This window comes from Ferrigenium kumadai (genome assembly GCF_018324385.1).
Taxonomy (GTDB): Bacteria; Pseudomonadota; Gammaproteobacteria; order Burkholderiales; family Gallionellaceae; genus Gallionella; species Gallionella kumadai.
On sequence record NZ_AP019536.1, the window covers coordinates 306,075 to 332,592 of the forward strand.

General features: G+C 62.4%; 25 protein-coding genes. 12 read left to right on the forward strand and 13 right to left on the reverse strand.

Annotated elements, in window-relative coordinates; genetic code table 11:
• Positions 1-2 precede the first annotated feature (2 nt).
• The 4 genes from FGKAn22_RS01355 to ylqF form a co-directional block, all read right to left on the reverse strand.
• Positions 3-251 (reverse strand): acyl carrier protein, encoded by a 249-nt coding sequence (locus tag FGKAn22_RS01355; protein WP_212786204.1) that lies wholly within the window; start codon positions 249-251, stop codon positions 3-5.
• A gap of 113 nt (positions 252-364) precedes the next feature.
• A complete protein-coding gene (locus tag FGKAn22_RS01360) occupies positions 365-601 on the reverse strand; it encodes a hypothetical protein (protein WP_246487431.1) in 237 nt (78 codons plus the stop codon).
• Positions 602-656: 55 nt separating this feature from the next.
• A complete protein-coding gene (locus tag FGKAn22_RS01365) occupies positions 657-1,460 on the reverse strand; it encodes an alpha/beta hydrolase (protein WP_212786205.1) in 804 nt (267 codons plus the stop codon).
• The gene (gene ylqF / locus FGKAn22_RS01370; RefSeq protein ID WP_212786206.1) at positions 1,457-2,365 is read right to left on the reverse strand and encodes a ribosome biogenesis GTPase YlqF; all 909 of its coding nucleotides are present in this window, start codon (positions 2,363-2,365) and stop codon (positions 1,457-1,459) included. Before ylqF ends, FGKAn22_RS01365 begins: the two co-directional genes overlap by 4 nt.
• Before the next feature lie 541 nt (positions 2,366-2,906).
• On the opposite strand from ylqF, the gene FGKAn22_RS01375 reads away from it, so the two are divergent.
• Positions 2,907-3,800, forward strand: a complete 894-nt coding sequence (locus FGKAn22_RS01375; RefSeq protein WP_212786207.1) for a DMT family transporter — start codon at positions 2,907-2,909, stop codon at positions 3,798-3,800.
• A 177-nt stretch (positions 3,801-3,977) separates the two neighbouring features.
• On the opposite strand, the gene FGKAn22_RS01380 is transcribed toward FGKAn22_RS01375, so the two are convergent.
• Positions 3,978-4,361 carry a YchJ family protein gene (locus FGKAn22_RS01380; RefSeq protein ID WP_212786208.1) on the reverse strand — a complete coding sequence of 128 codons (384 nt, stop codon included), beginning with the start codon at positions 4,359-4,361 and terminating at the stop codon, positions 3,978-3,980.
• Positions 4,362-4,457: 96 nt separating this feature from the next.
• On the opposite strand from FGKAn22_RS01380, the gene hemA reads away from it, so the two are divergent.
• The 3 genes from hemA to prmC are packed head-to-tail and all read left to right on the forward strand — an operon-like array spanning position 4,458 to position 7,659.
• Positions 4,458-5,711, forward strand: coding sequence for a glutamyl-tRNA reductase (gene hemA, locus FGKAn22_RS01385; RefSeq protein ID WP_212786209.1), 1,254 nt, complete (start codon positions 4,458-4,460; stop codon positions 5,709-5,711).
• Positions 5,708-6,793, forward strand: coding sequence for a peptide chain release factor 1 (gene prfA, locus FGKAn22_RS01390; protein ID WP_212786210.1), 1,086 nt, complete (start codon positions 5,708-5,710; stop codon positions 6,791-6,793). Before hemA ends, prfA begins: the two co-directional genes overlap by 4 nt.
• Positions 6,794-6,807: 14 nt before the next feature.
• Positions 6,808-7,659: a peptide chain release factor N(5)-glutamine methyltransferase gene (prmC, locus tag FGKAn22_RS01395; protein ID WP_212786211.1), complete on the forward strand. Its 852-nt coding sequence runs from the start codon at positions 6,808-6,810 to the stop codon at positions 7,657-7,659.
• Between the two features lie 6 nt (positions 7,660-7,665).
• Here the strand turns inward: prmC and FGKAn22_RS01400 are convergent, their stop codons facing one another.
• From FGKAn22_RS01400 to FGKAn22_RS01415, 4 genes are all read right to left on the reverse strand, one after another.
• The gene (locus FGKAn22_RS01400; protein WP_212786212.1) at positions 7,666-8,175 is read right to left on the reverse strand and encodes a cyclic nucleotide-binding domain-containing protein; all 510 of its coding nucleotides are present in this window, start codon (positions 8,173-8,175) and stop codon (positions 7,666-7,668) included.
• Positions 8,176-8,364: 189 nt separating this feature from the next.
• Positions 8,365-9,459 carry an iron-sulfur cluster carrier protein ApbC gene (gene apbC, locus FGKAn22_RS01405; protein ID WP_212786213.1) on the reverse strand — a complete coding sequence of 365 codons (1,095 nt, stop codon included), beginning with the start codon at positions 9,457-9,459 and terminating at the stop codon, positions 8,365-8,367.
• A 59-nt stretch (positions 9,460-9,518) separates the two neighbouring features.
• Positions 9,519-10,910, reverse strand: a complete 1,392-nt coding sequence (gene cysG / locus FGKAn22_RS01410; protein ID WP_212786214.1) for a siroheme synthase CysG — start codon at positions 10,908-10,910, stop codon at positions 9,519-9,521.
• Between the two features lies 1 nt (position 10,911).
• A complete protein-coding gene (locus FGKAn22_RS01415; protein ID WP_212786215.1) occupies positions 10,912-11,511 on the reverse strand; it encodes a DUF4202 domain-containing protein in 600 nt (199 codons plus the stop codon).
• A 187-nt stretch (positions 11,512-11,698) separates the two neighbouring features.
• On the opposite strand from FGKAn22_RS01415, the gene FGKAn22_RS01420 reads away from it, so the two are divergent.
• Together FGKAn22_RS01420 and grxD are read left to right on the forward strand one after the other, a co-directional pair.
• Entirely contained in the window at positions 11,699-12,967 is a 1,269-nt protein-coding gene (locus FGKAn22_RS01420; protein ID WP_212786216.1) for an NAD(P)/FAD-dependent oxidoreductase, read from the forward strand.
• Positions 12,968-13,154: 187 nt separating this feature from the next.
• Complete coding sequence (grxD, locus tag FGKAn22_RS01425) at positions 13,155-13,472, forward strand: Grx4 family monothiol glutaredoxin (protein WP_212786217.1); 318 nt, start codon at positions 13,155-13,157, stop codon at positions 13,470-13,472.
• A 193-nt stretch (positions 13,473-13,665) separates the two neighbouring features.
• On the opposite strand, the gene argH is transcribed toward grxD, so the two are convergent.
• Positions 13,666-15,057, reverse strand: coding sequence for an argininosuccinate lyase (gene argH, locus FGKAn22_RS01430; protein ID WP_212786218.1), 1,392 nt, complete (start codon positions 15,055-15,057; stop codon positions 13,666-13,668).
• A gap of 43 nt (positions 15,058-15,100) precedes the next feature.
• On the opposite strand from argH, the gene FGKAn22_RS01435 reads away from it, so the two are divergent.
• Together FGKAn22_RS01435 and FGKAn22_RS01440 are read left to right on the forward strand one after the other, a co-directional pair.
• On the forward strand, positions 15,101-16,141 hold the full coding sequence (locus tag FGKAn22_RS01435; RefSeq protein ID WP_212786219.1) for a sensor histidine kinase: 1,041 nt from the start codon (positions 15,101-15,103) through the stop codon (positions 16,139-16,141).
• Positions 16,138-16,902 carry a LytR/AlgR family response regulator transcription factor gene (locus tag FGKAn22_RS01440; RefSeq protein WP_212786220.1) on the forward strand — a complete coding sequence of 255 codons (765 nt, stop codon included), beginning with the start codon at positions 16,138-16,140 and terminating at the stop codon, positions 16,900-16,902. Before FGKAn22_RS01435 ends, FGKAn22_RS01440 begins: the two co-directional genes overlap by 4 nt.
• A gap of 536 nt (positions 16,903-17,438) precedes the next feature.
• On the opposite strand, the gene FGKAn22_RS01445 is transcribed toward FGKAn22_RS01440, so the two are convergent.
• From FGKAn22_RS01445 to ppc, 3 genes are all read right to left on the reverse strand, one after another.
• Entirely contained in the window at positions 17,439-18,131 is a 693-nt protein-coding gene (locus FGKAn22_RS01445) for a TIR domain-containing protein (RefSeq protein WP_212786221.1), read from the reverse strand.
• A gap of 157 nt (positions 18,132-18,288) precedes the next feature.
• Positions 18,289-19,521 (reverse strand): murein transglycosylase domain-containing protein, encoded by a 1,233-nt coding sequence (locus FGKAn22_RS01450; RefSeq protein WP_212786222.1) that lies wholly within the window; start codon positions 19,519-19,521, stop codon positions 18,289-18,291.
• A gap of 119 nt (positions 19,522-19,640) precedes the next feature.
• Entirely contained in the window at positions 19,641-22,409 is a 2,769-nt protein-coding gene (ppc, locus tag FGKAn22_RS01455; protein WP_212786223.1) for a phosphoenolpyruvate carboxylase, read from the reverse strand.
• 90 nt (positions 22,410-22,499) lie between these two features.
• Here ppc and hemC point away from each other — a divergent pair, with 90 nt between their 5' ends.
• The 4 genes from hemC to FGKAn22_RS01475 are packed head-to-tail and all read left to right on the forward strand — an operon-like array spanning position 22,500 to position 26,458.
• On the forward strand, positions 22,500-23,444 hold the full coding sequence (gene hemC / locus FGKAn22_RS01460; RefSeq protein WP_212786224.1) for a hydroxymethylbilane synthase: 945 nt from the start codon (positions 22,500-22,502) through the stop codon (positions 23,442-23,444).
• Entirely contained in the window at positions 23,437-24,210 is a 774-nt protein-coding gene (locus tag FGKAn22_RS01465; RefSeq protein WP_212786225.1) for a uroporphyrinogen-III synthase, read from the forward strand. Before hemC ends, FGKAn22_RS01465 begins: the two co-directional genes overlap by 8 nt.
• A complete protein-coding gene (locus FGKAn22_RS01470) occupies positions 24,207-25,280 on the forward strand; it encodes a uroporphyrinogen-III C-methyltransferase (protein WP_212786226.1) in 1,074 nt (357 codons plus the stop codon). Before FGKAn22_RS01465 ends, FGKAn22_RS01470 begins: the two co-directional genes overlap by 4 nt.
• Positions 25,277-26,458 carry a heme biosynthesis HemY N-terminal domain-containing protein gene (locus tag FGKAn22_RS01475; protein WP_212786227.1) on the forward strand — a complete coding sequence of 394 codons (1,182 nt, stop codon included), beginning with the start codon at positions 25,277-25,279 and terminating at the stop codon, positions 26,456-26,458. Before FGKAn22_RS01470 ends, FGKAn22_RS01475 begins: the two co-directional genes overlap by 4 nt.
• The last annotated feature ends 60 nt before the right edge of the window (positions 26,459-26,518 follow it).

The window sequence follows — 26,518 nt, forward strand, 5'->3', positions numbered from 1 at the left end:
AGTTACTGAGCGGGGCCTTTTTGTTCGGCAAGCAACTTGTCCACCAGATTGACTACGTCCTGCAGTGTTTTGATCTCGACGCGCTCATCCGGCAACTTGATCTTGAGTTCGTCCTCAAGATTGAACATGAACTCGATCACCGACAGGGAGTCCAGTCCCAGGCTTTCCAGCGTGGCGTCCGGTGTGAGGTTTTCGATCTGCAGGTCGAACTGCTTGACCATCATTTGCTGTATGGTTGGAAGAGAGCTCATGTTGCCTTGGGGTAAGGTATTTTGACGGCGCATTATACCAAGTGGAGCCAGCCTGCGCCGGGCGAAAAAAAGCAGGGGGAATCCCCTGCTTCTGCACTGCCCTTGTTGCCGACTTACTTTGTCGCAGCTTTGTGTTTTGCGCGGGACTTCCTGGCGTGCTTTTGCTTCTTGGCAGCAGGTGCTGCGGCTTTCGCTTTTGCGGGCGCGGCGGCTTCCGCCTTAGGGGCGGCCGAGGCTGGTGCGGCATCGGCCGCAACGGCGGAGAAGGAAACGGTTGCGAATGTTGCAGCGATCAGTGCAGACAGCAATTTGTTCATGACGATCTCCTTATTTGTTTGATTGAGCGACACAACAGTGTCGTGCCAATAACGCGCTCATCGAACATCCGGTTGACACAGGGGGTGGCTAATTGCGGAGATGCGCATTGAGAAAACGTATGGATTCGCTGGCGACCAGTTCACGGTCATTGTCCACGGTGATCATGTGGTAGCTGTTATGCAGCAGGATGGTTTCTGCCGCTTTGGAGCCGATATGTTCGGCAACGTAGCGCGCATTGCGCGGTGACGAGACATCATCCTCCTCGGCGTGGATGATGATCGCCGGGGCAATAACCCTGGGCAGCAACGGCTTGACTACCTGGATCATCCGCTCGGCTTCCTGGATTGCGGGCAGATTCAATTTGCTGGCGCCGACGATGGACGAATCCTTGTGACTCATCTCGCGCGCGATCCATTTGCGCAGTTGCTCGTTTTTCAACCCGAAAGGCTCGCGTTCGCGGTAGCTGTAGATGTAGCGGAATGGCGAGTAATAGCCGACATAGCGCATGAAGCGATACCAGGGCATGCTCCATCCGTCGTACCACAGCGTCGTCGCCATCAAAACCAGTGCGCTCACTTCGTCGCCCAGTTCGGCGGCGATGCTCAGGGAAAGTGTGGCTCCGATACACAGGCCGCCGACCGCCACGCTGGCGTGTTTCTGTTTGAGCTCGCGGAACTCGGCCAGTGCTTTTGCATGCCAGTCCTGCCAATGAGTGACCGAGCGCGGAGTGTCGCCGTGCATGAAGCCGTATCCCTGGATGTGCGGCATATGCACGGTATAACCTGCCTGATTGAGCCGTTTGGCTACGGGTAGCAGTTCGGCAGGGCTGCTTTGCAGGCCATGCAGCAACAGGATCGCGTGTTCGCCGCCGTTCAATGTGATTGGATTCATTCGTTCACTTGAGGCTCCGCAGTTTCTGCTTCGGCCTTCGTCAGGTTGGATTGTTTCAGCATCTCTTCGCGGGTTTCCGGGGTTTCCAGGCTGATGCGTCCCAGCGTGCCGTCTCGGTAGTCCTGCAGCAGCGTCAGCGCGGCCTTCTCCAGATCGTAGTCGCCGCCCTTGAGGCGGTAGCCGCGCCGCTTGGCGATGGCCTCGATCAGCGATGCCCCGTCGAGGCCGGTCACGTCGAACTTGTAGCGGGCGGCGATCAGTGCCGGGTAGCGTTCCAGCAGCAGGTCGCCGAGGAAGGTCGCGACCTCTTCGTCGATCACGGCGTTGCGGCCGATCGCATGGCTGGCCGCGAGCATCAGGCCGTCGCTGTCGTGCTCGATCTTAGGCCACATCATGCCGGGCGTATCGATCAGCGTCATGTGATCGTTCAGCGCGAGACTCTGCTGGCTCTTGGTGACCGCTGGCTCGTCGCCGACATTGGCGACGCGGCGCTTCAGCAGTGCGTTCATCAGTGTGGACTTGCCGACGTTGGGGATGCCCATGATCATCATCCGCAATGCCTTCAGCGGCGTGCCGCGATGCGGCGCGAGCTGCAGGCACAGTCCCGGCACCTTCGCGACGTCGCCCGGCTTCTTGCACGACAGCGCGACGGCCTTCACGCCCTTCTGGCTGTTGTAGTAGTCGAGCCAGGCCTTGGTGACGACGGGATCGGCGAGGTCGGTCTTGTTGAGTATCTTCAGGCAGGGGCGCTGGCGATGCACGCGCAGCTCCTTGATCATCGGGTTGCTGCCCGCCTCGGGCACGCGCGCATCCAGCACCTCGATGACCACATCGGCGCGTTCCATCGTCTCGGTCGCTTTCTTGCGTGCCGCGACCATGTGTCCCGGAAACCACTGAATTGCCATGCGTATCACCATAAATCTATTGCGCGCGCCGACTGCGGCGTCGCGTGTTGGTTTCGACCTAACCTGAAGGTTAGTCTTCACCGCAACTTCGTTGTCGCTCAGTCCTCGCCTACCATTACGGTATGTGGCTTCGACCTAACCTGAAGGTTAGTCTCCACCGAAATCGTCGATTTTCTCGTCCTTCGTTGCGCGGCTCCTTGCATTCGGAGCGCTCATGACGATTTCTGGCGATACTGAACTTCAAGCTGAAGGCGCGCATTCTACACCCGCATCCGATTGACACCGCCGAATCCGCCCCTGATAATCCCCGCCATGAATTCCCTGACAGCCATCATTTGCAAAGTACGAGCCCTGCCGGTCGCGCATCTGCGCGCGATGTGGCCGTTCGCGCATGGTGGTCCGGAGAGTTAGCACTTAGTTTTCGCAGCAAGCAGCTTCCCGAAAAGGCCACAGACAACCTCTGTGGCCTTTTCGTTTTTGGCCGTTCCCCTTCGACAGGCTCGGGGCGAGCGGCGACATGAGTAGAGCCTTGGAGAAAATCATGTCGCTTCCGGCTGCATTCGTTTCGGTGATCCTGATCTGGTCCACCACGCCGCTCGCCATCAAATGGAGCGCGCTGGGCGTCGGCCCCAGCTTCGCGGTGTTCTCGCGTATGGCGATCGGCGCGCTGCTGTGCGTCGCGTTGCTGGCGCTGCTGCGCGTGCGCATCCCGCTGCACCGTAGGGCGCGGCAGGCTTATCTCGTCAGCGGCATCTCCATGTTCGGCGCGATGGCGCTGACGTACTGGTCATCGAAGTTCGTCAGCTCCGGCATGATCTCCGTGTTGTTCGGACTGTCGCCGCTGATGACCAGCCTGGGGGCGGCGCTGTGGCTGAAGGAAGAGTCGCTGACGAACAGCAAGCTGGCGGGGATGGTGCTTGGCGTGATCGGCCTGCTGCTGGTGTTTCGCGGAGGGCTCGACATAGGAGCAGAGGCCGGACTCGGGCTGGCGGCGCTGCTGTTTGCAGTGCTGTTGCAGTCGCTCGGGCTGGTGTGGCTGAAGCGCATCGGCGACGACAGTCCGCCGCTGGCGACGACGCTGGGCAGCCTGGTGGTGGCGCTGCCCCTGTTCTTCGCCTCGTGGTGGCTGTCGGATGGTCATCTGCCGGAAGACCTGCCCGAGCGCGCTGTGGCGGCGACGGTGTATCTGGGGGCGGTCGGCTCGGTGCTCGGTTTCGCGCTGTACTACTACATGATCAAGCACATGGAGGCGGGACGCATCGCGCTGATCACGCTGATCACCCCGGTGCTGGCGCTATTGCTGGGGCATGGGCTGAACGACGAGGCGGTGTTGCCGCAGGTGTGGCTGGGTACGGCCAGCATCCTGCTCGGCCTGGGGTTGCACCGCTGGGGTGACCAGTGGGAGCAGGCTGTTGCAAAACTACTGGTGAAATAACTAGCCATTCGACTAGGCCGTTAAAATACAACGGCCAAGTCGCTGGTTATGCGGTGATCATCTGCGGCGTTGCGCGGTACTCGCTTCCTCGCCTACCCAATGGGTATGTCTCGTCGCTCCGTTCCGTGCGCCTTGCAGCAGGTCATCCTCGCTACGTTTTTCAACAGCCTGCTAGCGTTATGAGGGAAATGTTCCATCCACGTAGTACCAGCGCCCAACCTCCCGCACGAAACGGCTGATCTCGTGCAGGCGGTGGGCGCGGCCGCCGATCTTGTAGCGCGCCACGAATTCGACCGTGGCGTGCTCGGCGTCCTGGGGTGAGTGGTTATTCACTTCCAGCCCCAGCCATTTGGCGTCGTCGGCTGCGAGGTCGAGCGCGGCGGGGCGGGTGCTTGGGTGCCAGGTGGCGAGCAGGTAGGGCTCCAGTTTCAGGACGTAGGCGCTGTAGCGGGAGCGCATCAATGCTTCGGCGTCCGGCGCTGGCGTGCCGCCGTGGTAGCGGCCGCAGCAGGCGGCGTAGTCCGGGGAGCCGCAGGGGCAGGGAGTGAATTTAGTGCGCATGCGCCATTCTAAGCCATGGGCGCGGCGGATGGCATTGCCACGCCGTTGCGACTATAATTCGCCTCCCTTTAAGCTTTGACGTCAGCCGTTACCAAGATGCAACTGTTCGCTTTTGGCATTAACCATCAGACCGCGCCGCTCTCCGTGCGCGAACAGGTCGCGTTTAACGTCGAAGGGATGGAGAACGCGCTGCGCGACCTCGTGGAGAACGGCGCGGCGAAGGAAGCGGCGATCCTCTCCACCTGCAACCGCACCGAGTTGTACTGCAACGCCGCCAAGCCCGAGCAGGCCATCGACTGGCTGGCGCAGTACCACCACCTGCCGCGCAAGGACATCGACCCCTATCTCTACACCCTGCCGCGCGAGCAGGCGGTGAAGCACTCGTTCCGCGTCGCCAGCGGGCTGGACTCGATGGTGCTGGGCGAGCCCCAGATCCTCGGCCAGATGAAGCAGGCGGTGCGCCAGGCCGAGCAGGCCGGCACGCTGGGCTTCCTGCTGCACAAGTTGTTCCAGCGCACCTTCTCGGTGGCGAAGGACGTGCGCACCCAGACCGAGATCGGCGCGAACCTGGTGTCCATGGCCGCGGCCGCGGTCAAGCTGGCCGAACGCATCTTCCCGAGCATCTCCGAGCAAAGCGTGCTGTTCATCGGCGCGGGCGAGATGATCGAACTCAACGCGGTGCACTTCGCCGCACGCGCACCCAAACACATCACTGTCGCCAACCGCACGCTGGAGCGCGCGCAGACCCTGGCGCGGCGCATCAACGGTACGGCGATCACGCTGACCGACCTGCCGGAGCAGCTCGCGCAGCACGACATCATCGTCACCTGTACCGCCAGCCAATTGCCCATCCTCGGCAAGGGCATGGTCGAGCGCGCGCTCAAGGCGCGCAAGCACCGCCCGCTGTTCATCGTCGACCTGGCCGTGCCGCGCGACGTGGAGGCGGAAGTGTCCGAGTTGAGCGATGTGTTCCTGTACACCGTGGACGACATCGCCGAGGTGGTGAAGGACGGCCTCGACGCGCGCCAGAGCGCGGTGAAGGAAGCCGAGGTCATCATCGATTCCGGCGTATCCGACTTCATCCACTGGATGGAATCGCGCGAAGTGGTGCCGACCATCCGTGCACTGCGCGACCAGGCCGAGCGCAACCGCCGCCACGAGTTGGAGAAGGCCTTGCGCCTACTGGCGAAAGGCGAAGATCCCGAGCGGGTGCTGGACGCGATGAGCAGCGGCCTGACCAACAAATTCCTGCACGCGCCCACCCACGCGCTGAACCAGGTTCACGGCGACGACCGCGAGGCGTTCCTCGAAGTCATCCATCGCCTGTACCACCTCCAGTCGGAAGAATGAAAGCCAATATTGCCGCCAAGCTCGCTCAACTGAGCGAGCGCCTGCTCGAAGTCGACCAGCTGCTGAGCACCGAAGAAGCCACCAGGGACATGGACACGTTCCGCAAGCTCAGCCGCGAGCGCGCCGAGCTGGAGCCGGTGGTTTCGCTGTACCACGCCTACAGGACCTGCGAGGCCGACATCGCGACCGCGAAGGAGATGGCGGACGATCCGGACATGAAGGAGTTCGCCGAGGCCGAGATCAAGCAGGGCGAGGAGCGCCTGGCGCAGCTCGACCGCGAACTGGAAGTGCAGCTGCTGCCCAAGGACCCCAACGATGAGCGCGGTGTGTTCCTCGAAGTCCGCGCCGGCACCGGCGGCGACGAGGCTGCGCTGTTCGCGGGCGACCTGTTTCGCATGTACTCGCGCTTCGCCGAGCGCCGCCGCTGGCAGGTCGAGATCATCTCCGAGAGCCCCGGTGAAATGGGCGGCTACAAGGAGATCATCGCCAAGATCGCGGGACAGGGCGCCTACTCGGTGCTGAAGTTCGAATCAGGCGCGCACCGCGTGCAGCGCGTGCCCGCCACCGAGACGCAGGGCCGCGTGCATACCTCCGCCTGCACCGTCGCGGTGATGCCCGAAGTGGACGAGGTGAGCGACGTGGTGCTGAATCCCGCCGACCTGCGCATCGACACCTTCCGCGCCAGCGGCGCGGGCGGCCAGCACATCAACAAGACCGACTCCGCGGTGCGCATCACCCACCTGCCGACCGGCGTGGTGGTCGAGTGCCAGGACGGTCGCTCCCAGCACCAGAACAAAGCGCAGGCGATGCGCGTGCTGGCCGCGCGCATCATGGATGCGCAGGTACGCGAGCAGCAGGCCCAGATCGCCGCGACGCGCAAGAGCCTGGTCGGCAGCGGCGACCGCTCCGAGCGCATCCGCACCTACAACTACCCTCAAGGCCGCGTCACCGACCATCGCATCAACCTCACGCTGTACAAGATGGACCAGATCATGGACGGCGACATCAGCGAACTGACCGGCGCGCTGATGGCCGAGCATCAGGCCGAACAGCTCGCCGCGATGGCGGAAGAAAGCATCTAAGGGCTGTACGGGCCATGCCGCCCTCCATCCAATTCCTTCTGACGCAAGACAAAGCCGCGCTGGAATCCGCACTGTCTCTGGATCCCGGCACGGCGCGCATCGAGGTGCAGATGCTGTTGCAGCATGTCCTCGGCGTTTCGCGCGCGTACCTGCTGGCGCATCCCGAGCAGGTGCTGGACGAGGCGCAGGCGTCTGCGTACCGTGCGCTGTTGAATCGCCGCATGGCGGGCGAGCCGCTCGCCTACATCCTCGGCGAGCGCGAATTCTTCGGTCTGGATTTCAGGGTCACGCCCGCGACGCTGATCCCGCGTCCCGATACCGAGTTGCTGGTGGAACTGGCGTTGCAGCGCATGCCGCAAGGCGGGCGTGTGCTGGACCTCGGTACGGGCAGCGGCGCGATCGCGCTCTCCATCGCCCACTCACGTCCCGATGCGGAGGTGACGGCGGCAGACTTCTCCAACGATGCACTGGAAGTTGCGCGCGACAATGCGCTGCGCTTGAACATCGGCAACACGCATTTCGCACAGAGCGACTGGTTCTCCGCACTGGCGGGCGAGTGTTTCGACCTCATCGTTTCCAACCCGCCTTACATCGCCGACGCCGATGCGCATCTGGAACAAGGCGACCTGCGCTTCGAGCCGCACACCGCGCTGGCTTCCGGCGCGGACGGGCTGGACGATATCCGCCGCATCATCGCGGACGCGAAGGAGCATCTCACAGCAGGCGGCTGGCTGATGTTCGAGCACGGCTACGACCAGGCCGAACGGGTGCGCGGGCTGCTTATTGAAGCCGGATTCGCCGAGGTGTTCTCGGCGCGTGATCTGGCGGGGATAGAGCGGGTGAGCGGCGGGCGCCTTCCCCTATAGGAACTCTTAGCTTTCGAGATAATCGACCAACATTCCGCTGGTCTGGCGCAGCCGCTGGCTGAGCAGTTGCGCGATCTTATGCAGCATCTTGGCGGCGAGCGCGGGCTTGTCTCGCAGCATCGTCGCGAAGTTCTCCTGCGTCAGCACGGCCAGCACCGTCGGCGCCATGACCACTGCGGTGGCCGAGCGCGGTTCTCCATCCACCATCGCCATCTCGCCCAGGCTACGCCCCGGCGTCACCGTGGCGACGATCTTCTCGATGCCTTCCTGGCTCTCCTTGACGACATCCAGCTTGCCTTCCAGCACGACACACATGAAGTCGCCCTTCTCACCTTCGCGGAACAGCACGGTGTTCGGATGGGCACGGTACAGCTGGATGTAGTTGGACAGCGTCTGGATCTGTGCCCACTCGAAATCGCGGAACATGTGCGCATTCTCCAGCATGGCGGAGATGCGGTCGGAAGCGGCGACACCGGAACCCAGCAGTTCGAGTTCGTCGACGGGTAAATTGCTCATGTTTTTATGGGTGGTCAGTTTTTACGGTTGCGCATGCGCGGGGCGGAATGCGGCGACTGCTGCGCGTTTGAGTCCGAATATGCACCGCCAATCAGGTCTGTGCAATAAGGGAAATACCGCATACTGGCGCGACATCGCGGTCTGCATGAATTTCAGCGAGGCGGTGCGCAGCAGTTTATCGGCATCCTGTCAGGTATTTTGCACGACTATCTTCGGGAACGCTGCGCTGTGGTCCTGCGCCATCTCTGCGACCTTCACCGCGATGCGGCGCGCGATCTGCTTGTACACCCGTGCGATGCTGCCGTCGGGATCGGCCACCACGGTCGGTTCGCCGGAGTCGGCCTGTTCGCGGATGCGGATGTCGAGCGGCAGGCCGCCGAGGAATTCCACGTTGTAGTCAGCGCACATCTTCTCGCCCCCGCCCGCGCCGAAGATGTGTTCCTCATGGCCGCACTTCGAGCAGATGTGCGTGCTCATGTTCTCGACGATGCCGACAATCTTGATGCCGACCTTCTCGAACATCTTGAGCCCCTTGCGCGCGTCCATCAGCGCGATGTCCTGAGGCGTGGTGACGATCACCGCGCCGGTCACGGGCACCTTCTGCGCCAGCGTGAGCTGCACGTCGCCGGTGCCGGGCGGCAGGTCCACGACGAGGTAGTCGAGGTTGTCCCACTTGGTCTGGTGCAACAGCTGGTCCAGCGCCTGCGTCACCATCGGGCCGCGCCAGATCATCGGCGTGTCGTTCGCATCGATGAGGAAGCCGATGGACATCGCCTGCAGGCCGTGGCTCATCATCGGCTGCATGGTCTTGCCGTCGGCGGATTCCGGCTGTCCGGAGATGCCCAGCATGGTGGGTTGCGACGGACCGTAGATGTCGGCATCCAGCACGCCGACGCGCGCGCCTTCGGCGGCCAGCGCCAGCGCGAGGTTCACCGCCGTGGTGCTCTTGCCCACGCCGCCCTTGCCGCTCGCCACCGCGATGATGTTCTTCACGCCCTCGACCAGCTTTACGCCGCGCTGCACCGCGTGCGGCACGACCTTGCTGCTGACATTGACGCCGATCCTGCCAGCGCCGGGCAATGCGTTTTTCAGGTGCGCCTCGACCATCGCGCGGATCTCGTCCCACACGCTCTTCGCCGGATAGCCCAGCAGGATGTCGAGCGTCACGTTATTGCCGCTAACCTTGACGTTCTTCACGGACTTGCCGCTGACAAAATCCTTCCTGGTGTTGGGGTCGACCAGATTCTTCAACGCGCTCTGCACGTCGACTTCGCTAAAACTCATGATCTGCTCCTGGGGTGATAGTTTGTGACGAATTGTAAACCAGAGTGCACTCGCCCATTCTACGGCTTTGCATCGAGCGGCTGCGGATGAAACCACGCGAGCTTGTCGCGCAGCGTGACCACGCCGCCGACGATGATGAGTGTGGGCGGCTGCGGCTGCTCCCGTTCGGCGATGGCAGGCAGCGTCGACAATGTGCCGGTGATGACGCGCTGGTTCGGTGTAGTGCCCTGCTGCACGATGGCGATGGGTGTCGTATCGGGCAGGCCGTGTTCGATGAGCTTCGCGCACAGGGTATCGAGCCCGTGCAGTCCCATATACACCACCACGGTTTGCTTCGGGCGCGCGAGTTGCTCCCAGTCGAGATTCATCGTGCCGTCCTTCAAGTGGCCGGTGACGAACATGCAGGACTGTGCGTGGTCGCGGTGGGTCAGCGGGATGCCCGCGTAGGATGCCACGCCGGAAGCCGCGGTGATGCCGGGCACGACCTGGAACGCAATGCCCTCGGCGGCCAGTGTCTCGATCTCCTCGCCGCCGCGCCCGAAGATGAACGGGTCGCCGCCCTTGAGGCGCAGCACGCGCTTGCCTTCCTTGGCGAGGCGCACCAGCAGCTCGTTGATCTCTTCCTGACGCAGCGTGTGGTCGGCGCGCTTCTTGCCGACGAAGATGCGCTCTGCGTCGCGCCGTGTCATCTCGACGATGGGCTTGGACACGAGGTTGTCGTATACCACCACGTCGGCTTTCTGCATCAGGCGCAGCGCGCGGAAGGTCAGCAGGTCGGGGTCGCCAGGGCCCGCGCCGACGAGGTACACCTCGCCGCGCCGGACGTTGTCCTCGCTCGCCAGCATCTGCTGCAGCATCGCTTCGGCGCTGGCCTCGTCGCCGGTCAGCACCTTCTCGGCGACTACGCCCTCGAACACGTTCTCCCAGAAGATGCGGCGCTTGGCCGGATCGGTGACGCGCTGCTTGACCTGTTCGCGGAAGCGCTCGGCGAAAGCGGCGAGGCGGCTGTAGTTCTGCGGAATGACGGTCTCCAGCTTGCCGCGCATCATGCGTGTCAGCACGGGCGAAGCGCCGCCGCTGGAAAAAGCGACCATCAGCGGTGAACGGTCGAGGATTGCGGGCATGATGAAGCTGCATAGCTCGGGATCATCCACCACGTTCACGGGGATGTTGCGCGCCTGTGCCAGCTCGGAGACTTTTTTGTTCACATCGTGGTCATTGGTCGCGGCGATGACCAGCGTCGCGCCGTTGAGATGCTGCGGTTCGAAGTGCGCAACGACGACCTCGATACCTTCCTCTGCTGCAAGTGCGTTCTCGATCTCCGGCGCGACCACCCGTACCTTCGCGCCCGCCTCCAGCAGCACGCCCGCCTTGCGCGTGGCGACCTGGCCGCCGCCCACCACGAGGCATAGTTTGCCTTTGACGTTATGAAAGACCGGCAGGAAATCCATGCTATTGGACGGCCTTCAGGATCAGCGGCACCAGCGCCTCCGGCAGCTTGATCTTGCCCGCGAGTGCGAACTCGTGCGCGCGCGCGGACATCTTGTTCCAGGTCTTCTTGATGATGACGATCCACTTGGCCTCGTCGTAGTCGGCGTGTTGCCCGGCGAAGGCGAGCATGTAGTGCTCGATGAACACCAGATCGACGATGTCTTCCATCAGTTGCGTCTCCGGATCGGTCTTGAGTTCCTTCTTGCTGACGATGTTTTTTACGCGTGCGATCATCCCGTCGTCGTAGCCTGCTTCCTTCATCAGGTTGCCCGCGGTTTCCGCATGGAACTTGTACAGCGTGGTGCGCCACAGCATGTAGCCCGGCTTGTCCATGGCGTAGTCGCTACGAGGGATCTTCCAGCGCTGGATGTGCTGCGCACGCACCGCGAGCTTCACCGCCTCGGAGGCTTCGGGCGCGTAGCGTTCCTGCATCTCGGTCATGCGCCGGGCGTAGAGCAGTTCCTTGGGAAATTCCTTGCCGTCGGCCATCTCCTTGTTCGGGTCTTCCGCGTTCGCCTTGTCGAAGGCGCCGATGGTAGCCTGGTACAGATTCTGATCCATAAAACTTTCTCGTTGATTGAAACCTGTTCGATTCGTTGTTCCTTAGTCCGTCGCGCTCCCTATCGATGCCGTGACCGCGCGCGACATGGTAAGCGAAGCGGGTGTCGGGAGGAAGGTTCTCTTATCTGTCGTATTTTCGTGGCACAATCATGGCAACGTTTATCAACCAGGCAGCGAGGGGGAGAACATGGCACACATCGTAATCATGGGCGCGGGGATCGGCGGTATGCCGGCGGCATACGAAATGCGCGACAAGCTGGACAAGCAGCACCGTGTCACCGTTATCAACAATGGCGAGAACTTCCATTTCGTGCCGTCCAACCCCTGGGTGGGTGTGAAGTGGCGCGATCGCAAGCATATCGAATTCCCGGTGCGCAGCTATCTGGAGCGCAAGGGCATCGAGTTCATCTCGACCGGCGTGAAGCGTGTGCATCCCGACCAGAATCAGCTCGAGCTCAACGATGGCCAGACCGTCAATTACGATTACCTCGTGATCGCCACCGGCCCGAAGCTGGCCTTCGAGGAAGTCGAAGGGCTGGGGCCGCACGGCCACACCTATTCGGTGTGCCACATCGACCATGCGATGAAGTCGCATGACGAGTGGGAGGACTTCTGCAAGCACCCCGGCCCCATCGTGGTCGGCGCGGTGCAGGGTGCATCCTGCTTCGGTCCTGCCTATGAGTATGCCTTCATCATGGAAACCGACCTGCGCAAGCGCAAGATCCGCAACAAGGTGCCGATGACCTTCGTCACCTCCGAGCCTTACATCGGCCACCTTGGCTTGGGCGGTGTGGGCGATTCCAAGGGTATTCTCGAATCCGCCATGCGCGACAAGCACATCAAGTGGATTTGCAACGCCAAGGTGACTAAGATCGAAGACGGCAAGATGTACGTCACCGAACACGACGACATGGGCGAGGAAAAGAAGAAGCACGAGCTGCCGTTCAGCTACAGCATGATGCTGCCCGCTTTCAAGGGGGTGGATGCGGTGTTTGGCATCGAAGGACTGACCAATCCGCGCGGCTTTATCACCGTGGACAAGCACCAGCGCAACCAGAAGTACAAGAACATCTTCGCGGTCGGCGTATGCGTCGCCATCCCGCCGGTAGAGCACACGCCCATTCCGGTCGGCACGCCCAAGACCGGCTACATGATCGAGTCCATGGTGACCGCCACGGTGCACAACATCCATGCTGACCTGGTGGGCGAGACGGCGGACAAGGAGGCGACCTGGAATGCGGTGTGCCTGGCCGATTTCGGCGAGACCGGTGTGGCTTTTGTGGCGATTCCGCAGATACCCCCGCGCAACGTGAACTGGTTCTCCGAAGGCAAGTGGGTGCATCTCGCCAAGGTCGCGTTCGAGAAGTACTTCATCCGCAAAATGAAAAAGGGTACTTCCGATCCGTTCTATGAAAGCAGCGTCATGAAGATGCTGGGTATCGAGAAGTTGAAGTAATCTCGGGGAGGGGACAAAAGCCCGTCGAAGATATGATGCGGACCACCTCGCCGGGGTGTTCGCAGAATTCGTGGAGCTCCGGCTTGAGTGCCTGGGCGCGTATGCGGCGATGCTGAATGGGTGCTTGACGCCGGCGCATTCGCGCCCCTAGAATTCCCGACTATTTGATTCGGGTAATGACGACGCCATGAGCACAGACATCCAGAAGATCATCCACGAGCAAGTGACCACCCATCCCGTGGTGCTGTACATGAAAGGCAATCCGACGTTTCCGCAATGCGGCTTTTCAGCCAACGCGGTGCGCATCCTTCACGCCCTCGGCGTGAAAGACTTCTTCAGCGTGAACGTGTTGCAGGATACGGATATTCGCCAGGGCATCAAGGACTACGCCAACTGGCCGACTATCCCTCAGCTGTATATCAAGGGCGAATTCATCGGCGGATCGGACATCATGACCGAGATGTACCAGAGCGGGGAACTCAAGCAATTACTGGGGAATCACTAAGTGACTAGGCCGAAATATATAGGTATTTTGGCATATAGGAATTTGGGAGGCAGGGAGATATAGTCCGCTCCGAGTGTTAGGGTTCGTGGTTGGCAACAACTCGACTTTTCATACTCTCCTCCTATTAGGGCGATCGCAAGGTCGCCCGTTTTTTTGCCTGCTTGTTGGAGGAGGGCGGGTTTGAAACCCGCCCCTACGATGCGAGATAAGTGCGCGCCCGCGCGATGGCGGCTTCCACCTGGTTCGGTGCTGTGCCGCCGATGTGGTTACGGCTGGCGAGCGAGCCTTCCAGCGACAGCACCTGATACACGTCGTCGGCGATGTGCGCGGAGAACTGCTGCAACTCGGCCAGTTCGATGTCGGCGAGGTCGCAGCCCTTCTGTTCAGCAAAACGCACCGCCAATGCCACCGCCTCGTGCGCGTCGCGGAACGGCACACCTTTCTTCACCAGGTAATCGGCCAAGTCGGTCGCCGTGGCGTAGCCCTGCAACGCGGCGCTACGCATCGCTTCCGGCTTGACCTTGATGCCGCCCACCATGTCGGCGTAGATGCGCAGGGTCTGGGTCAGCGTCTCCACCGTGTCGAACAGCGGTTCCTTGTCTTCCTGGTTGTCCTTGTTGTAGGCCAACGGCTGCCCCTTCATCAGGGTCAAGAGTGCTACCAGATGGCCGTTCACGCGCCCGGTCTTGCCGCGCACCAGTTCCGGCACGTCCGGGTTCTTCTTCTGCGGCATGATGGAAGAGCCGGTGCAGAAGCGGTCGGCGATGTCGATGAAGCCCACGCGCGGGCTCATCCACAGGATCAGTTCCTCGGAGAAGCGCGACAGGTGGGTCATGATCAGCGACGCGCAGGCGGTGAATTCGATGGCGAAGTCACGGTCTGACACCGCATCCAGCGAGTTCTCGCACACCCCCTCGAAGCCCAGCAGTTCGGCGACCATCTCGCGCTTGATCGGATAGCTGGTGCCGGCCAGTGCTGCCGCGCCCAAGGGCAGGCGGTTCACTCGGTGGCGGGCATCGTGCAGGCGTTCCGCGTCGCGCTTGAGCATCTCGAAATACGCCATCAGGTGATGCGCGAAGCTGATCGGCTGCGCCACCTGCAGGTGGGTGAAGCCGGGCATGATGGTGTGGGTGTGGTGCTGTGCGAGGTCGAGCAGCGCGCTTTGCAGCGACTTGATGAGTTCGAGCAGGTCGTCGATGGCGCTGCGCAGGTACAGGCGCACGTCGGTCGCCACCTGGTCGTTGCGCGAACGGCCGGTGTGCAAACGCTTGCCCGCGTCGCCCACCAGCGTGGTGAGGCGCTTCTCGATATTGAGGTGCACGTCCTCGAGGTCCAGCGACCACTCGAATTCGCCGGCGATGATCTCGTTCTCGATCTGCGCGAGGCCGCGCTGGATGTCGCTCAGGTCCTGTGCGGCGATGATGCCGCAGCTGGTCAACATCTGCGCGTGCGCCAGCGAGCCGCGGATGTCGAACAGTGCCAGCTTGCGGTCGAAGTCCACCGACGCCGTGTAGCGCTTCACTAGTTCCGCCACGGGCTCGTTGAAACGTCCCGACCAGGTATCTTTATCTTGTATGCTAGCCATCTCTCGTCCAGAATTGCGGCATAAAACCAGATAGTTCCATGCCATGAATAAGGCGCGCAGTATAAAACAAAACGCACGGCCCGACGCGTTGCCCAACTTCCGCAACCTCGGCGTGACCCTGCGCATCCTGCTGATCTGCAACGGACTGGCGGTGCTGGAGGCGTTGCTGCTGGCCAATGCCTGGGGCGAGGTGCCGCTGCACCTGATACAGATCGCCGCGCTGCTCTCCCCCGTCCTGCTGACCACTCTGCTGATGTTGTGGGCGGCGCAACCGTGGCTGGCGCGTTTACCCTACCTGAAGGGTGTGCTGGCAGTGAATACGCTCGCTGTGATGCTAACGCTGATCACTTACTACTACGGCGGCGACCTGTACCACCCGATCGGGCGCGATAGCAGTTATTTCGATGCGGCTCGCTACGTGCTGCTCAGCATCGTCGTATGCGCCGTCCTGCTGATGTATTTCCGCTGGCGCAGCCAGGTGCTGTCGCATGCACTGCACGATGCGCGCCTGCATGTGCTGCGCGCGCGCATCCGCCCGCATTTCCTGTTCAACACCATCAACGCTGTGCTCAGCATCGTGCGCGCACAGCCCAAACAGGCGGAGACCGCGCTGGAGGACATGTCCGACCTGTTCCGCATGGCGATGGCCGAGCCGCAGGACCTCGTGCCGCTGCGGCAGGAGATCCTGTTGGGCAGGCAATACATCGCCCTCGAACAATTGCGCATGGGCGAGCGCCTGCAGGTGGAGTGGCAGGTCGACGCACAGGACGACGCGCTGATCCCGCCGCTGCTGCTGCAACCCCTGCTGGAGAACGCCGTTTATCACGGCATCGAGTCGCTGCCGGAGGGCGGCAGCATCCGTGTCGAACTGCGCCACAGCGGCGATGAGCTGCTGATCAAGGTGGAGAACCCCTGCGCGGTGCGCGAGGCCGTGCTGCATACCGGCAACCGCATGGCGCTGCAGAATATCCGCGAGCGGCTGGAGCTGATGTTCGACGTCGAGGCGCGCTACCATGTCGAGCACGGCAAGGACTTCTATCGCGTCGAGATATCGCTGCCTTATGTGAGGGAGGGAACAGCATGAGCACCATCGAACTTGCCCTGCGCGTCTTCATCGTGGACGACGAACCGCCCGCGCGCAACCGCCTGCGCGATCTGCTTCACGACTGCAGCGAACAGTTGCCGCTGGAGGTCGTTGGCGAGGCAGGAAACGGCCAGGAAGCGCTGGACAAGCTGATGGAGACGCCCGCCGACGTGGTGCTGCTGGACATCCGCATGCCGCAGATGGACGGCATCGAACTCGCGCAACACCTGCAAAAACTGCCCAAGCCGCCGGTGGTCATTTTCACCACCGCCTACGATTCCTACGCGATCAATGCGTTCGAGCTGCGCGCCATCGACTACCTGCTCAAGCCCATCCGATTGGGGCGCCTGTTCGAGGCGCTCACCCGCGCGCGCCAGGCCGTGCCTGTGCAGACCGAGGTGCTGCGCGACCTCCTGCCCGAGCCGCGCAAGCACCTCTCCATCCACGAGCGCGGCAAGATCCATCTGGTACCCATCGAGCAGGTGTTGTTCCTGCGCGCCGAACTGAAATATGTCACGGTGCGTACCGCCGAGCGCGAATACCTGCTCGAAGAATCGCTCACCGCGATGGAAAAGGAATTCGCCGCGCGCTTCGTGCGCATCCACCGCAATTGCCTGGTGGCGAAGGATGCCATCGAGGGTTTCGAGAAGGGGGGCGGGGAAGAGGGTGAGGGCAGCGGGTGGATGGTGAAGCTGAAAGGGCTGGATGAGTTGCTGGCGATCAGCCGGAGGCAGCAGCATATCGTGAAGGAGTTCGGTTGAGGTTGTATGGGCGGGTTTTAACCAACGACTTGCCGCTTTGCGGCTTAGTCGATTGGCTATGCAACGCCAACCCGCCCATACGCACGATGAGCTTGTAGGATGGGTTGAGCATGGCGATACCCAACATCAAAGGCCGTTCGTCCTGAGTAGGCGTAGCCGTATCGAAGGATGGGCGAAGCCCGCAGGACTGAAAAAACAAAACCGCCGGGGGTTGCCCGGCAGCAAGTTACCTTTCTTGTCTTGCCAAGAAAGGTAACCCAAAGAAGTCGCCCCCGGTTTGCCGCCCACTTCGTGGGTACCCTGCGTTGCTCGACTGGTCAGGCGGCTGCGGAACTCGCACGATCCGCTGCGCGGCCACGTGCTCAAACAGTCCTCGCCGACTTCCCCTGACCAGCCTGCGCTACTCGGCGGCGCACAGGGGAGAAAAAATCAAAATCCAAAACCGGAAAGTCGCATGGCGGGCTGCGCCCACCATTCCTTCTTCGTGAGTGTGCAAGATAAATGCGAAGCTGACTTTTTTATCTGTAGGTTAGACATCACTTGTTCTCAAGTACATCGAGAGCCTTTAACCGCAAGCCTTCTGCTACATCAGTAAGTGCCTCGTCCCTGTCCGCCCACGCAGTTACTGCCTTCCCGTCTCGTGGCAAAGCGAGCAATTTAGCCAATGGGGTATGTTGCCAAAGACAGCTACGAAGCACCACCGGAACCACAACGAGAAGTCCCTTTGCATGGAGTTCCAGAGCTTTCTCCAACTCTACGTCATAGCAGTACTGCGAGTTGATGAAATCTACGCTCAGCAGGAATACCGCGATATCTGACTTTTCCAAATTGGCCGAAATCTCATGATCTAGGTCGTCTCCTGCTTTCAGTTTTCTGTCATGCCACGCTTCAATAAGTTTCAATCTTTTAAGCGGAGCGAGATGTTTTAGCAGCTCGTTCTTTAATGCTTCGTCGGCATGCGAGTACGAGATAAACAACGTTAGGGCCTTTGCTCCAGGAGCGTTTGCCAAGCCAACACTGCCGCCATAACCGCGGCCAACTACGATTAGGTTTTCATCTAGAAGCTGGCCTTTGATTCGCTTGTATTGCTCGTCATCCCAATCCAGTGCTTCTTTAACGGCGTTATTGCTTATAAGCTTTTGTTCATCGCCGACTAGCTCTCGCAGCTTATCGAGAAATATATCTCTGTAGCTGCGCCGCCCCAGCTTCTTGCTTTTTCTTGCTGCCATACTCCTCCTTATTTGTGATATCCAACGTAAGTAGCCATCCCAATTGGCGCAATGCAATGCGAAATGGGCGATTTTGACAGTCGCGCACCCTACCCGAGCCCCCTTATAGAATCAATATGCCGAATTATCTAGATAATTTCCGGCGAGGCCGGAATGCTCAGTTGAGAGCGATGAACTGCTTGCGGAAGCCGACGACCTTTTGCAGGTACTGGCGCGTTTCGGCGTAGGGGAGGTTGGAGCGCAGTTTGTCGTAGACGGCGGGGGCGCTCATGCTGTTGATCTGGTCGAGCGCGAGGTCGCGGTTCTTCGAGGAGCCGCCGAAGGTGCGCAGGACGTTGCCGGGGCCGGTGTTGTAGGCGGAGATGACGCAGTATTCGCGCGAGACCAGGTCGGCGACTTCGTCCAGTTCGTCGAAGGCGAGTACGTTGAGGTAGGCCGCGCCCAGTTCGATGTTGTTCTCGGGGTCGAACAGGTATTGCTTGCTCGGCACCTGGTTCGCGCCCTTGGCGCGCCTGTAGGCGTCGCGTCCGCCGCTGGTTGGGACGAGCTGCATCAGGCCGTAGGCGGGGGCGGAGCTGACTGCGAAGGGGTTGAAGTTGCTCTCGGTGCGCATGATGGCGAACACGAGGCTGGGGCTGATGCCGTAGGTCTTGGCGTAACGCTCGACCAGCGGGCGGTATTTCTCTGCCTGCTTGTTGGCGAAGTTGCTGACCATATTGAACTTCACGTAGCGCGCCTGCTTGCGCCCGGCGTCGGTGGCGACGCTGCGGGTCTGGGCGGTGCCCACCAAACCACTGGCGAAATGTTCGGCCTGTTGCGGCGTGGAAATGGCGCGGCCACCGTCGTCCAGCACCAGCCCCAGCAGATAGGGATCGCGCTCGCTGGAGAGGCGGATGGCCTTGTCCGAGAACAGGTCGACGGCGCGCGGGTCGTCCGGTGTGAGCAGCGTGGCGACGATGGCGTTGGACAGGCTGCCCTCGGGATTCTTGTCGTCCAGCGTCTCGACGGTGATCTCGCCGAGGTCGAAGTCGACGATGGCGCGGGAGAGGTAGCCCTGGGTGTACTTCACGTAATGGGTGCGGTCGGGCACGCGCGCGTCCTTCTTGCCCCACTTCTTGCCCGCGTTGCCGCTCAGCATGTCCATCAGTTTCTGAAAGTCGCGCTGGACGCCCTTCAGGTCGCTGGCGAGCTGCAGCGGGTTGCGCATGTAGGTGAGTTTCTTGCGCTGGATGATTGCGCGCGCGGCGGCTTCCGGGCTGCCGCTTGTGGCGATCTGGGCGACGGTGCGCGCGGTGCCGCTGGTGGCGACCGAAACGATGCCGCGCGTGGACCGGCTGCTGCATGAGGTGAGCAGCAGGATCGCGAGTAGAGAGAGTGCGAGTTTGCGCATGGTTGCCGTAATCAACGCCGAAAACCGAAACCGTTCATCCTGAACCACCCGGTGCCGCACGGGGCGGCTTGCCGAAAGGGGCGAAAGGAAGCAAAGACTCCCCATGCGCACGGAAGTTCCTAACCGCTGTTGCGCAGCCCCGTCGCGATGCCGTTGATGGTCAGGTGGATCGCGCGTTTCACCAGCTCGTCGTTGTCCCCGGCGCGGTGGCGCTGCAACAGGGCGACCTGCAGGTGATTTAGCGGATCGATGTACGGCGAGCGGGTCAGCAGGCTGCGTGCGAACGCGGGGTTGTCCTGCAGCAGGGTGCTGTTGCCGGTGACGGCGAACAGCATCTCGACCGTGGTCTCCCATTCGCTGTTGATCGCGCCGAAGATGCGGTCGCGCAGTTCGACGTCCTCGACCAGCTCGGCATAGCGCGAGGCGATGCCCATGTCGGTCTTGGACAGCACCATGTCCATGTTGGACATCAGGCCGCGGAAGAATGCCCAGTTCTTGTACATCGATTGCAGTTGCTTGAGGCCGGCCTCGCCTTCGCGTTCGATGAATTGCTTCACCGCGCTGCCGAAGCCGAGCCAGCCCGGCAGCATCACGCGGTTCAAGCCCCAGCTGAATACCCATGGGATGGCGCGCAGGTCTTCGATCTTGTCGGACGCCTTGCGTGACGACGGGCGGCTGCCGATGTTCAGCTCGGCGATCTCGCGGATCGGTGTCGCGGTGAAGAAATATTCGGTGAAGCCCGGTGTTTCGTACACCAGCTTGCGATACGCGGCGAAGGCGTCGAGGCTCAGCGCTTCCATGATGCGGTGGTATTCCGGCATGGTGCTGTCCGCGCCGTGGTGGTGCAGCAGCGTGGCTTCCAGTGTCGCGGCGATCAGCGTTTCCAGGTTGCGGCGGCCGATCTCCGGGTTGGAATACTTGCTGGCGATCACTTCGCCTTGCTCGGTGATGCGGATCTGTCCGTTCACGCTGCCCGGCGGTTGCGCCAGGATCGCGTCGTAGCTCGGGCCGCCGCCGCGGCCCACGGTGCCGCCGCGGCCGTGGAACAGGCGCAGCTCGATGCCGTGCTTCTCGAACACCTGCACCAGTTCGAGTTCGGCCTTGTACAGTTCCCAGTTCGCGGTGAGGTAGCCGCCGTCCTTGTTGCTGTCGGAGTAGCCCAGCATCACTTCCTGAGTGTTGCCGCGGCTTTCCAGCAACTTGCGGTACCAGGGGATGGAGAACAGCTCGTCCATGATCTTGCCGCCGCCGCGCAGGTCTTCGATGGTCTCGAACAGCGGGATGATGTTGACGTGCAGCTTGTCGCTGCCTTCCAGCAGGCCGACCTGTTGCAGCATCAGCGCGACTTCCAGCATGTCGCTCACCGCATCGGTCTTGGAGATGATGTGGTTGGGCAGCGCGCCGTGACCGAAGCGCTTATGAATCTCCGCGGCGGCCTGCATGATGCGCAGTTCGCTCTGCGGAACGTCGGAATACTTCTTGATGTCGGCGAGCAGGAGCTTGCCGGCCTGCAGGGCTTCGAGCAGCACGCTTCGTTTCGTCGCTTCGTCGAGGTCGGCATAGCCGGCCTTGCCGGAGCTGTGCGAGAACAGTTCGCCCACGGTCTGCTCGATGATCGCGCTGTGCTGGCGCATGTCCAGCGGCGCCAGATAGAAACCGAACACCTCGACGGCGCGGCGTAGGTTGGCCAGGCGGCCGCGGGCCAGATACACCGCACCGTGCTTGAACAGCGAGTCGATCAGCACGTCGAGGTCCGCCATGAACTCCTGCGGGTTCGCGTAAGGATGCGCATGCTTGTCCACCGGCGGCAGGTGAGAGATCTCGTGGCCGAGCTTGATGGCCGTGGCCGACAGACGCGAGTAGACCAGAATCAGCGCACGGCGGTAGGGTTCGTCGTCTCGCTGCGTGGCCTTGTCCGGCGAGGCGTCGGAAAGGGCTCGCAACTCGGGCGTGACTTCCACGAGGCGGTCGGTCAGGCTCAGGCGCGTGCCGAGGATGTGGGTCTCGTTCAGGTAGTATTCGAGCGCCAGCGCGGAATGCTGCTGCACGGCGTCCATCATCACGTCATGGGTGACGAAGGGATTGCCGTCGCGGTCGCCGCCGATCCAGCTGCCGACGCGCAGCAGCGGCGGCACGTTGATGTCCTTGTCGAAGCGCGCTTCAAGCTGCTTTTCCAGATTGGCGTAGAGCTTGGGGATCTCGCTCAGGAACGTGTAGCGGTAGTACTCCAGGCCGTTCTTGATCTCGTCGCGCACGGTCAGCTTGGCGGTGCGCAGCATGCGGGTCTGCCACAGGATCAGCACGAAGCGGCGCAGGGCCTCTTCATTGTCGGCCAGGTCGTCCGGCGTCATGTCCACGCGGTCGCGGTTGGACAGCAGGCTGGAGATGATGAGCTGGTTGTCGAGGATGCTCTTGCGCTGCACCTCGGTGGGGTGTGCGGTCAGCACCGGCGAGACCAGCGCGCTGTTCAGGAATGCTTGCAGGGTCTTCTTGTCGACCTTCTTGCCCTCGATGCGGTCAAGCGCCAGCAGCAGGCTGCCGTCCTTGGGCGCGCTGCCCGCCTTGAGGTGGGCGCGGTGGCGGCGGTTGTGGTGCAGGTCTTCGGCGATGTTGGACAGTTGCGAGAAGTAGCTGAAGGCGCGCACCACGGACAGTGTCTCGCTGGGCGACAGCGCGTCGAGCATCTGCTCCAGCGCTTCGCCGTCGCGGTCGTCCTGGGTCTTGCGGAAGCGTACCGCGGCGCGGCGCACGCTCTCGACCAGCTGGAACGTCTCCTCGCCCTCCTGTTCGCGCAGGGTGTCGCCGAGGATGCGGCCGAGCAGACGCACGTCTTCGCGCAGCGGGAGGTCTTTACTGGAAATATCGGCGGGTGCGGAAATCAGGTTCATCACATTCATCTCAACAACGTCGGCGCAAAAGCGCGGCGCACCCTATGCTAGAATGCGCCGCGCATTAACTTCAAAAATTTAGGAAATCCGATGAGTCAGGCGTCACCAACTTCCCCTTCTCGTTTAGTGATCGCTTCGCGCGAAAGCGCGTTGGCCATGTGGCAAGCGGAACACATCCGGGACAGACTGCGCGCATTATACCCGCAAACCGAGGTCAGCATATTGGGCATGACTACCCAGGGCGACCAGATCCTCAATGTCACGCTGTCCAAGATCGGCGGCAAGGGCCTGTTCGTGAAGGAACTGGAGACCGCACTGGAAGACGGTCGCGCCGACCTCGCCGTGCATTCCCTGAAGGACGTGCCGATGGTGCTGCCGGAAGGTTTCGTCCTCGCCGCCATCGGCGAGCGCGAAGACCCGCACGACGCCTTCGTCTCGAACCAGTATGCGAACTTGTCCGAGTTGCCGCCGGGCAGCGTGGTGGGCACTTCCAGCCTGCGCCGCGAAAGCCAGCTGCGCGCGCGCTTCCCGCACCTGAAGATCGAGCCGCTGCGCGGCAACGTGCAGACCCGATTGCGCAAACTGGACGAAGGCCAGTACGCCGCCATCATCCTCGCCGCCGCAGGCCTGAAACGCCTCGGCCTGGGCGAGCGCATCCGCGGCATCATCTCCAGCGAAGACAGCCTGCCCGCCGTGGGCCAAGGCGCGCTGGGCATCGAATGCCGCGCCGACCGTGCCGATGTCATCGCCGCGCTGCAGCCGCTGCACCATGCGCCGACCGCAGCCTGCGTGCTGGCGGAACGCGCCATGAGCCGCAGGCTCGCCGGCAGTTGTCAGGTTCCGCTGGGCGGCTTTGCCGAAGTCCAGGGCGACAAGCTGCGCATGCGCGGCTTCGTCGCGACGCCAGACGGCAAGCGCATGCTGCGCGCGGAATTCACCGGCGACATCGCCGATCCGGAAGCCTTAGGCAACAAGATCGCCGATGCGCTGCTGGCGCAAGGCGCAGGCGAGATTCTCGCCGCCTTGAATGGCTGATCGGCCGCTTGCCGGACTGAAGATCGCCGTCACGCGGCCGAGCGACCAGGCCGTGCAGTTGGCGCAACATATCGAACAGTCCGGCGGCGTACCTCTGCTGTTCCCCCTGCTGGAAATCGAGGCTGCGGAAATTACCCCGACTTTGAGCGAGCAGCTCTCCCGCCTCTCGCAGTCCGACCTCGCCATCTTCATCAGCCCGAATGCGGTGCAGTACGGCATGGCGGCCCTGCGCGCCGCGGGCGTCCCATTTCCATCAGCATTGAAGATCGCCACCGTCGGCCAAGGCAGCGCGAGGGCGTTACGCGAGCTGGGTATCGCGGACATCATCGCACCGACCGAACGTTTCGATAGCGAAGGGCTGCTGGCCTTGCCCGACTTGCAGGACGTTGCCGGCCGGCGCGTGATGATTTTCCGCGGCAACGGCGGGCGCGAGCTGTTGGGCGATACGCTCGCGGCGCGCGGCGCGGAAGTGGAATACGTCGAATGCTACAGGCGGAGCAAGCCTGCGCAGGATGGCGCGGCATTGCTGGCGGCTGCACCGGATGCGATCACCGTCACCAGCAGCGAGGCGCTGGGTTACCTGTGGCAGATGCTGGATGAACAGGCGCGCTCGGTCTTGCGCGACACGCCGCTGTTCGTGCCGCATGCGCGCATCGCCGAACTGGCGCATCAGCAGGGCTGGCAGCAGGTATTGCCGACCGCATCCGGGGATGACGGGCTGCTGGCCGGTTTGGTAGCATGGGCGGAAACGAAAGGTTCAAGATGAGCGAGCAAATCCCAACACAAGAAAACGCCCCAGCGGAAGCTTCCGCGCCCAAGCCACACAAGATTTCGGTCGCCGACCTGTTCGATCGCATCAGCATCACGCAGATGACACTCGCGGTGCTGGTCGTTATCTTCCTGTGGCAGTGGCTGGACGGCCACCGCGCCATCGGCGAGATGCGCCAGCAGCTGGCGGAGAAGATCGCCGAGATGGACGGCACCAGCAAGGCCAACCAGATGCTGCTGGCGCAGAGCCAAGGCCAAGTGCGCGAGCTGTCGGACAAGGTGGCGGCACTTGAGGCGCACTATGCCGAGGCGCAGAACCAGCGCGCCGCGCTGGAGGCGCTGTACAACGACCTGTCGATCAGCCGCGACGAGACCGCTCTGGCGGAAGTCGAGCAGATGCTGCTGATCGCCGGCCAGCAGCTGCAGCTGTCGGCCAACGTGAAGGCCGCGCTGATCGCCATGCAGAGCGCGGATGCGCGCCTCCAGCGCATGAACCGTCCGGCGTTCAATGTGCTGCGCAAGGCGATCAGCCAGGATATGGACAAGCTGCGCGCTCTGCCCGACGTGGATATCACCGGCATCAATTTCCAGCTCGACAACCTCATGGCGGCGGTGGATGCACTGCCGCTGGTCTACCAGCAGCGTGCCGCGCAGGCGGCGGTCGCGCAGGCGGCGGCTCCGCAGGGCGAGACAGGCTGGCAGAAGCTGCTGCGCGAGATATGGCAGGAGGCGAAGCAGCTGGTGCGCATCGAGAACACCGGCAAGGCCGAGATCCCGCTGCTGCCGCCCCAGCAGGAGTTCTTTCTGCGCGAGAACCTCAAGCTGCGCCTGCTGTCGGCGCGCCTGGCGCTGCTGACGCGCGACGAGGGAAGTTTCAGGCAGGAGTTGAACACCGCACAGGCATGGACTGCGCGCTATTTCGACGCCAAGTCGAACGAGGGCGCGCGTATGCTGTCCGGCCTGAAAAAACTGTCGGCATCGAGCATCATCATCGAATTGCCTGATGTCAGCGCCAGTCTGCAGGCGGTGCGCAACTACCGCCTGACGCACGACAAGGCGGCGCGATGAAATACCTGATCTGGACGCTGCTGCTGTTCGCCGCCGCGGTCGTGCTGGTCACCGCGGCGCATAACCCGGCCTATGTGCTGCTGGTTTACCCGCCCTACCGCATCGAGCTGTCGCTGACCCTGTTCGTGGTCCTGCTCCTGCTTGCCTTCATCTTCGGTTACGGCCTGGTGCGCCTGCTGTCCGCCGCGGTGCGTCTGCCGGAATATGTGCGCAGGTTCCGCATCGAGCGCTCGCAGGCCAAGGCGCGCAAGCTGATGGATGAATCGCTCGGCGCCTTCTTTGAAGGCCGCTATGCCGCGGCGGAAAAAGCTTCTGCGCAAGCGATGGAACTGGGCGACGCCTCCGCGCTTCATTCGATCATCGCGGCGCGTGCCGCTCATGAACTTCACGAATTCGAGAAGCGCGACGCCTACCTTGCCGCCTCCGAGGGCAAGTCGGTGGGGGACGCCACCATGCGCCTGATGGCGACCACCAAGTTCATGCTCGACCAGCGCGACCCGCAGGCCGCACTGCATGCCCTGAAGGAATTGCGCGACAGCGGTGTCAAGGGACATACAGGCGCGATGTCACTGGAGCTGAAAGCAAGGCAGCTGGCGGGCGACTGGGACGAAGTGCTGAACGTGCTCGACCAGCTGGAAAAGCGTGCCGCCATCGACGTCACGGTGGCGGCGCAGATACGCCAGCAGGCCTGGCTGGAAAAGATCCGCCAGCAGGAAGATCTGGATGGCCTGGCCGCCTGCCTGAAAGCGGTTCCTGCCGACTTCAAGCGGCGCAGCAAGGTGGCGGCCACCGCGGCTCGCGCGCTGATCCAGCACGGCGGCAGTCCTCTTGCGCAGCAACTGCTTTCCGACAGCCTGAACGCGCAATGGGACAGCGAACTGGTCGCGCTGTATGGCGATTGTCGTCCCGCAGATGGCGCGAGTGGAGACGTGCTGAGGCAGATCGAGCAGGCCGAGAAGTGGCTCAACCAGCACCGCGATGATGCGGGCCTGCTGCTCGCGCTCGGCAAGCTGTGCCTGCATCAGGGGCTGTGGGGCAAGGCGCAGAGCTACCTTGACGCCAGCATCAGCGTCGCACCCAGTCCCGCGGCGTATACCGCGCTGGGGCAGCTGGCGGAGCGCCTGGGCAAGCCGCAAGAGGCGGGGAAGTATTTCCAGCGAGCGGCCGCGTTGAAGTAGCCTGGCGCTGGAACTGCTGCACCGACCGACCTTGGGGAGTTGTGATTTTTTGTAGTCATT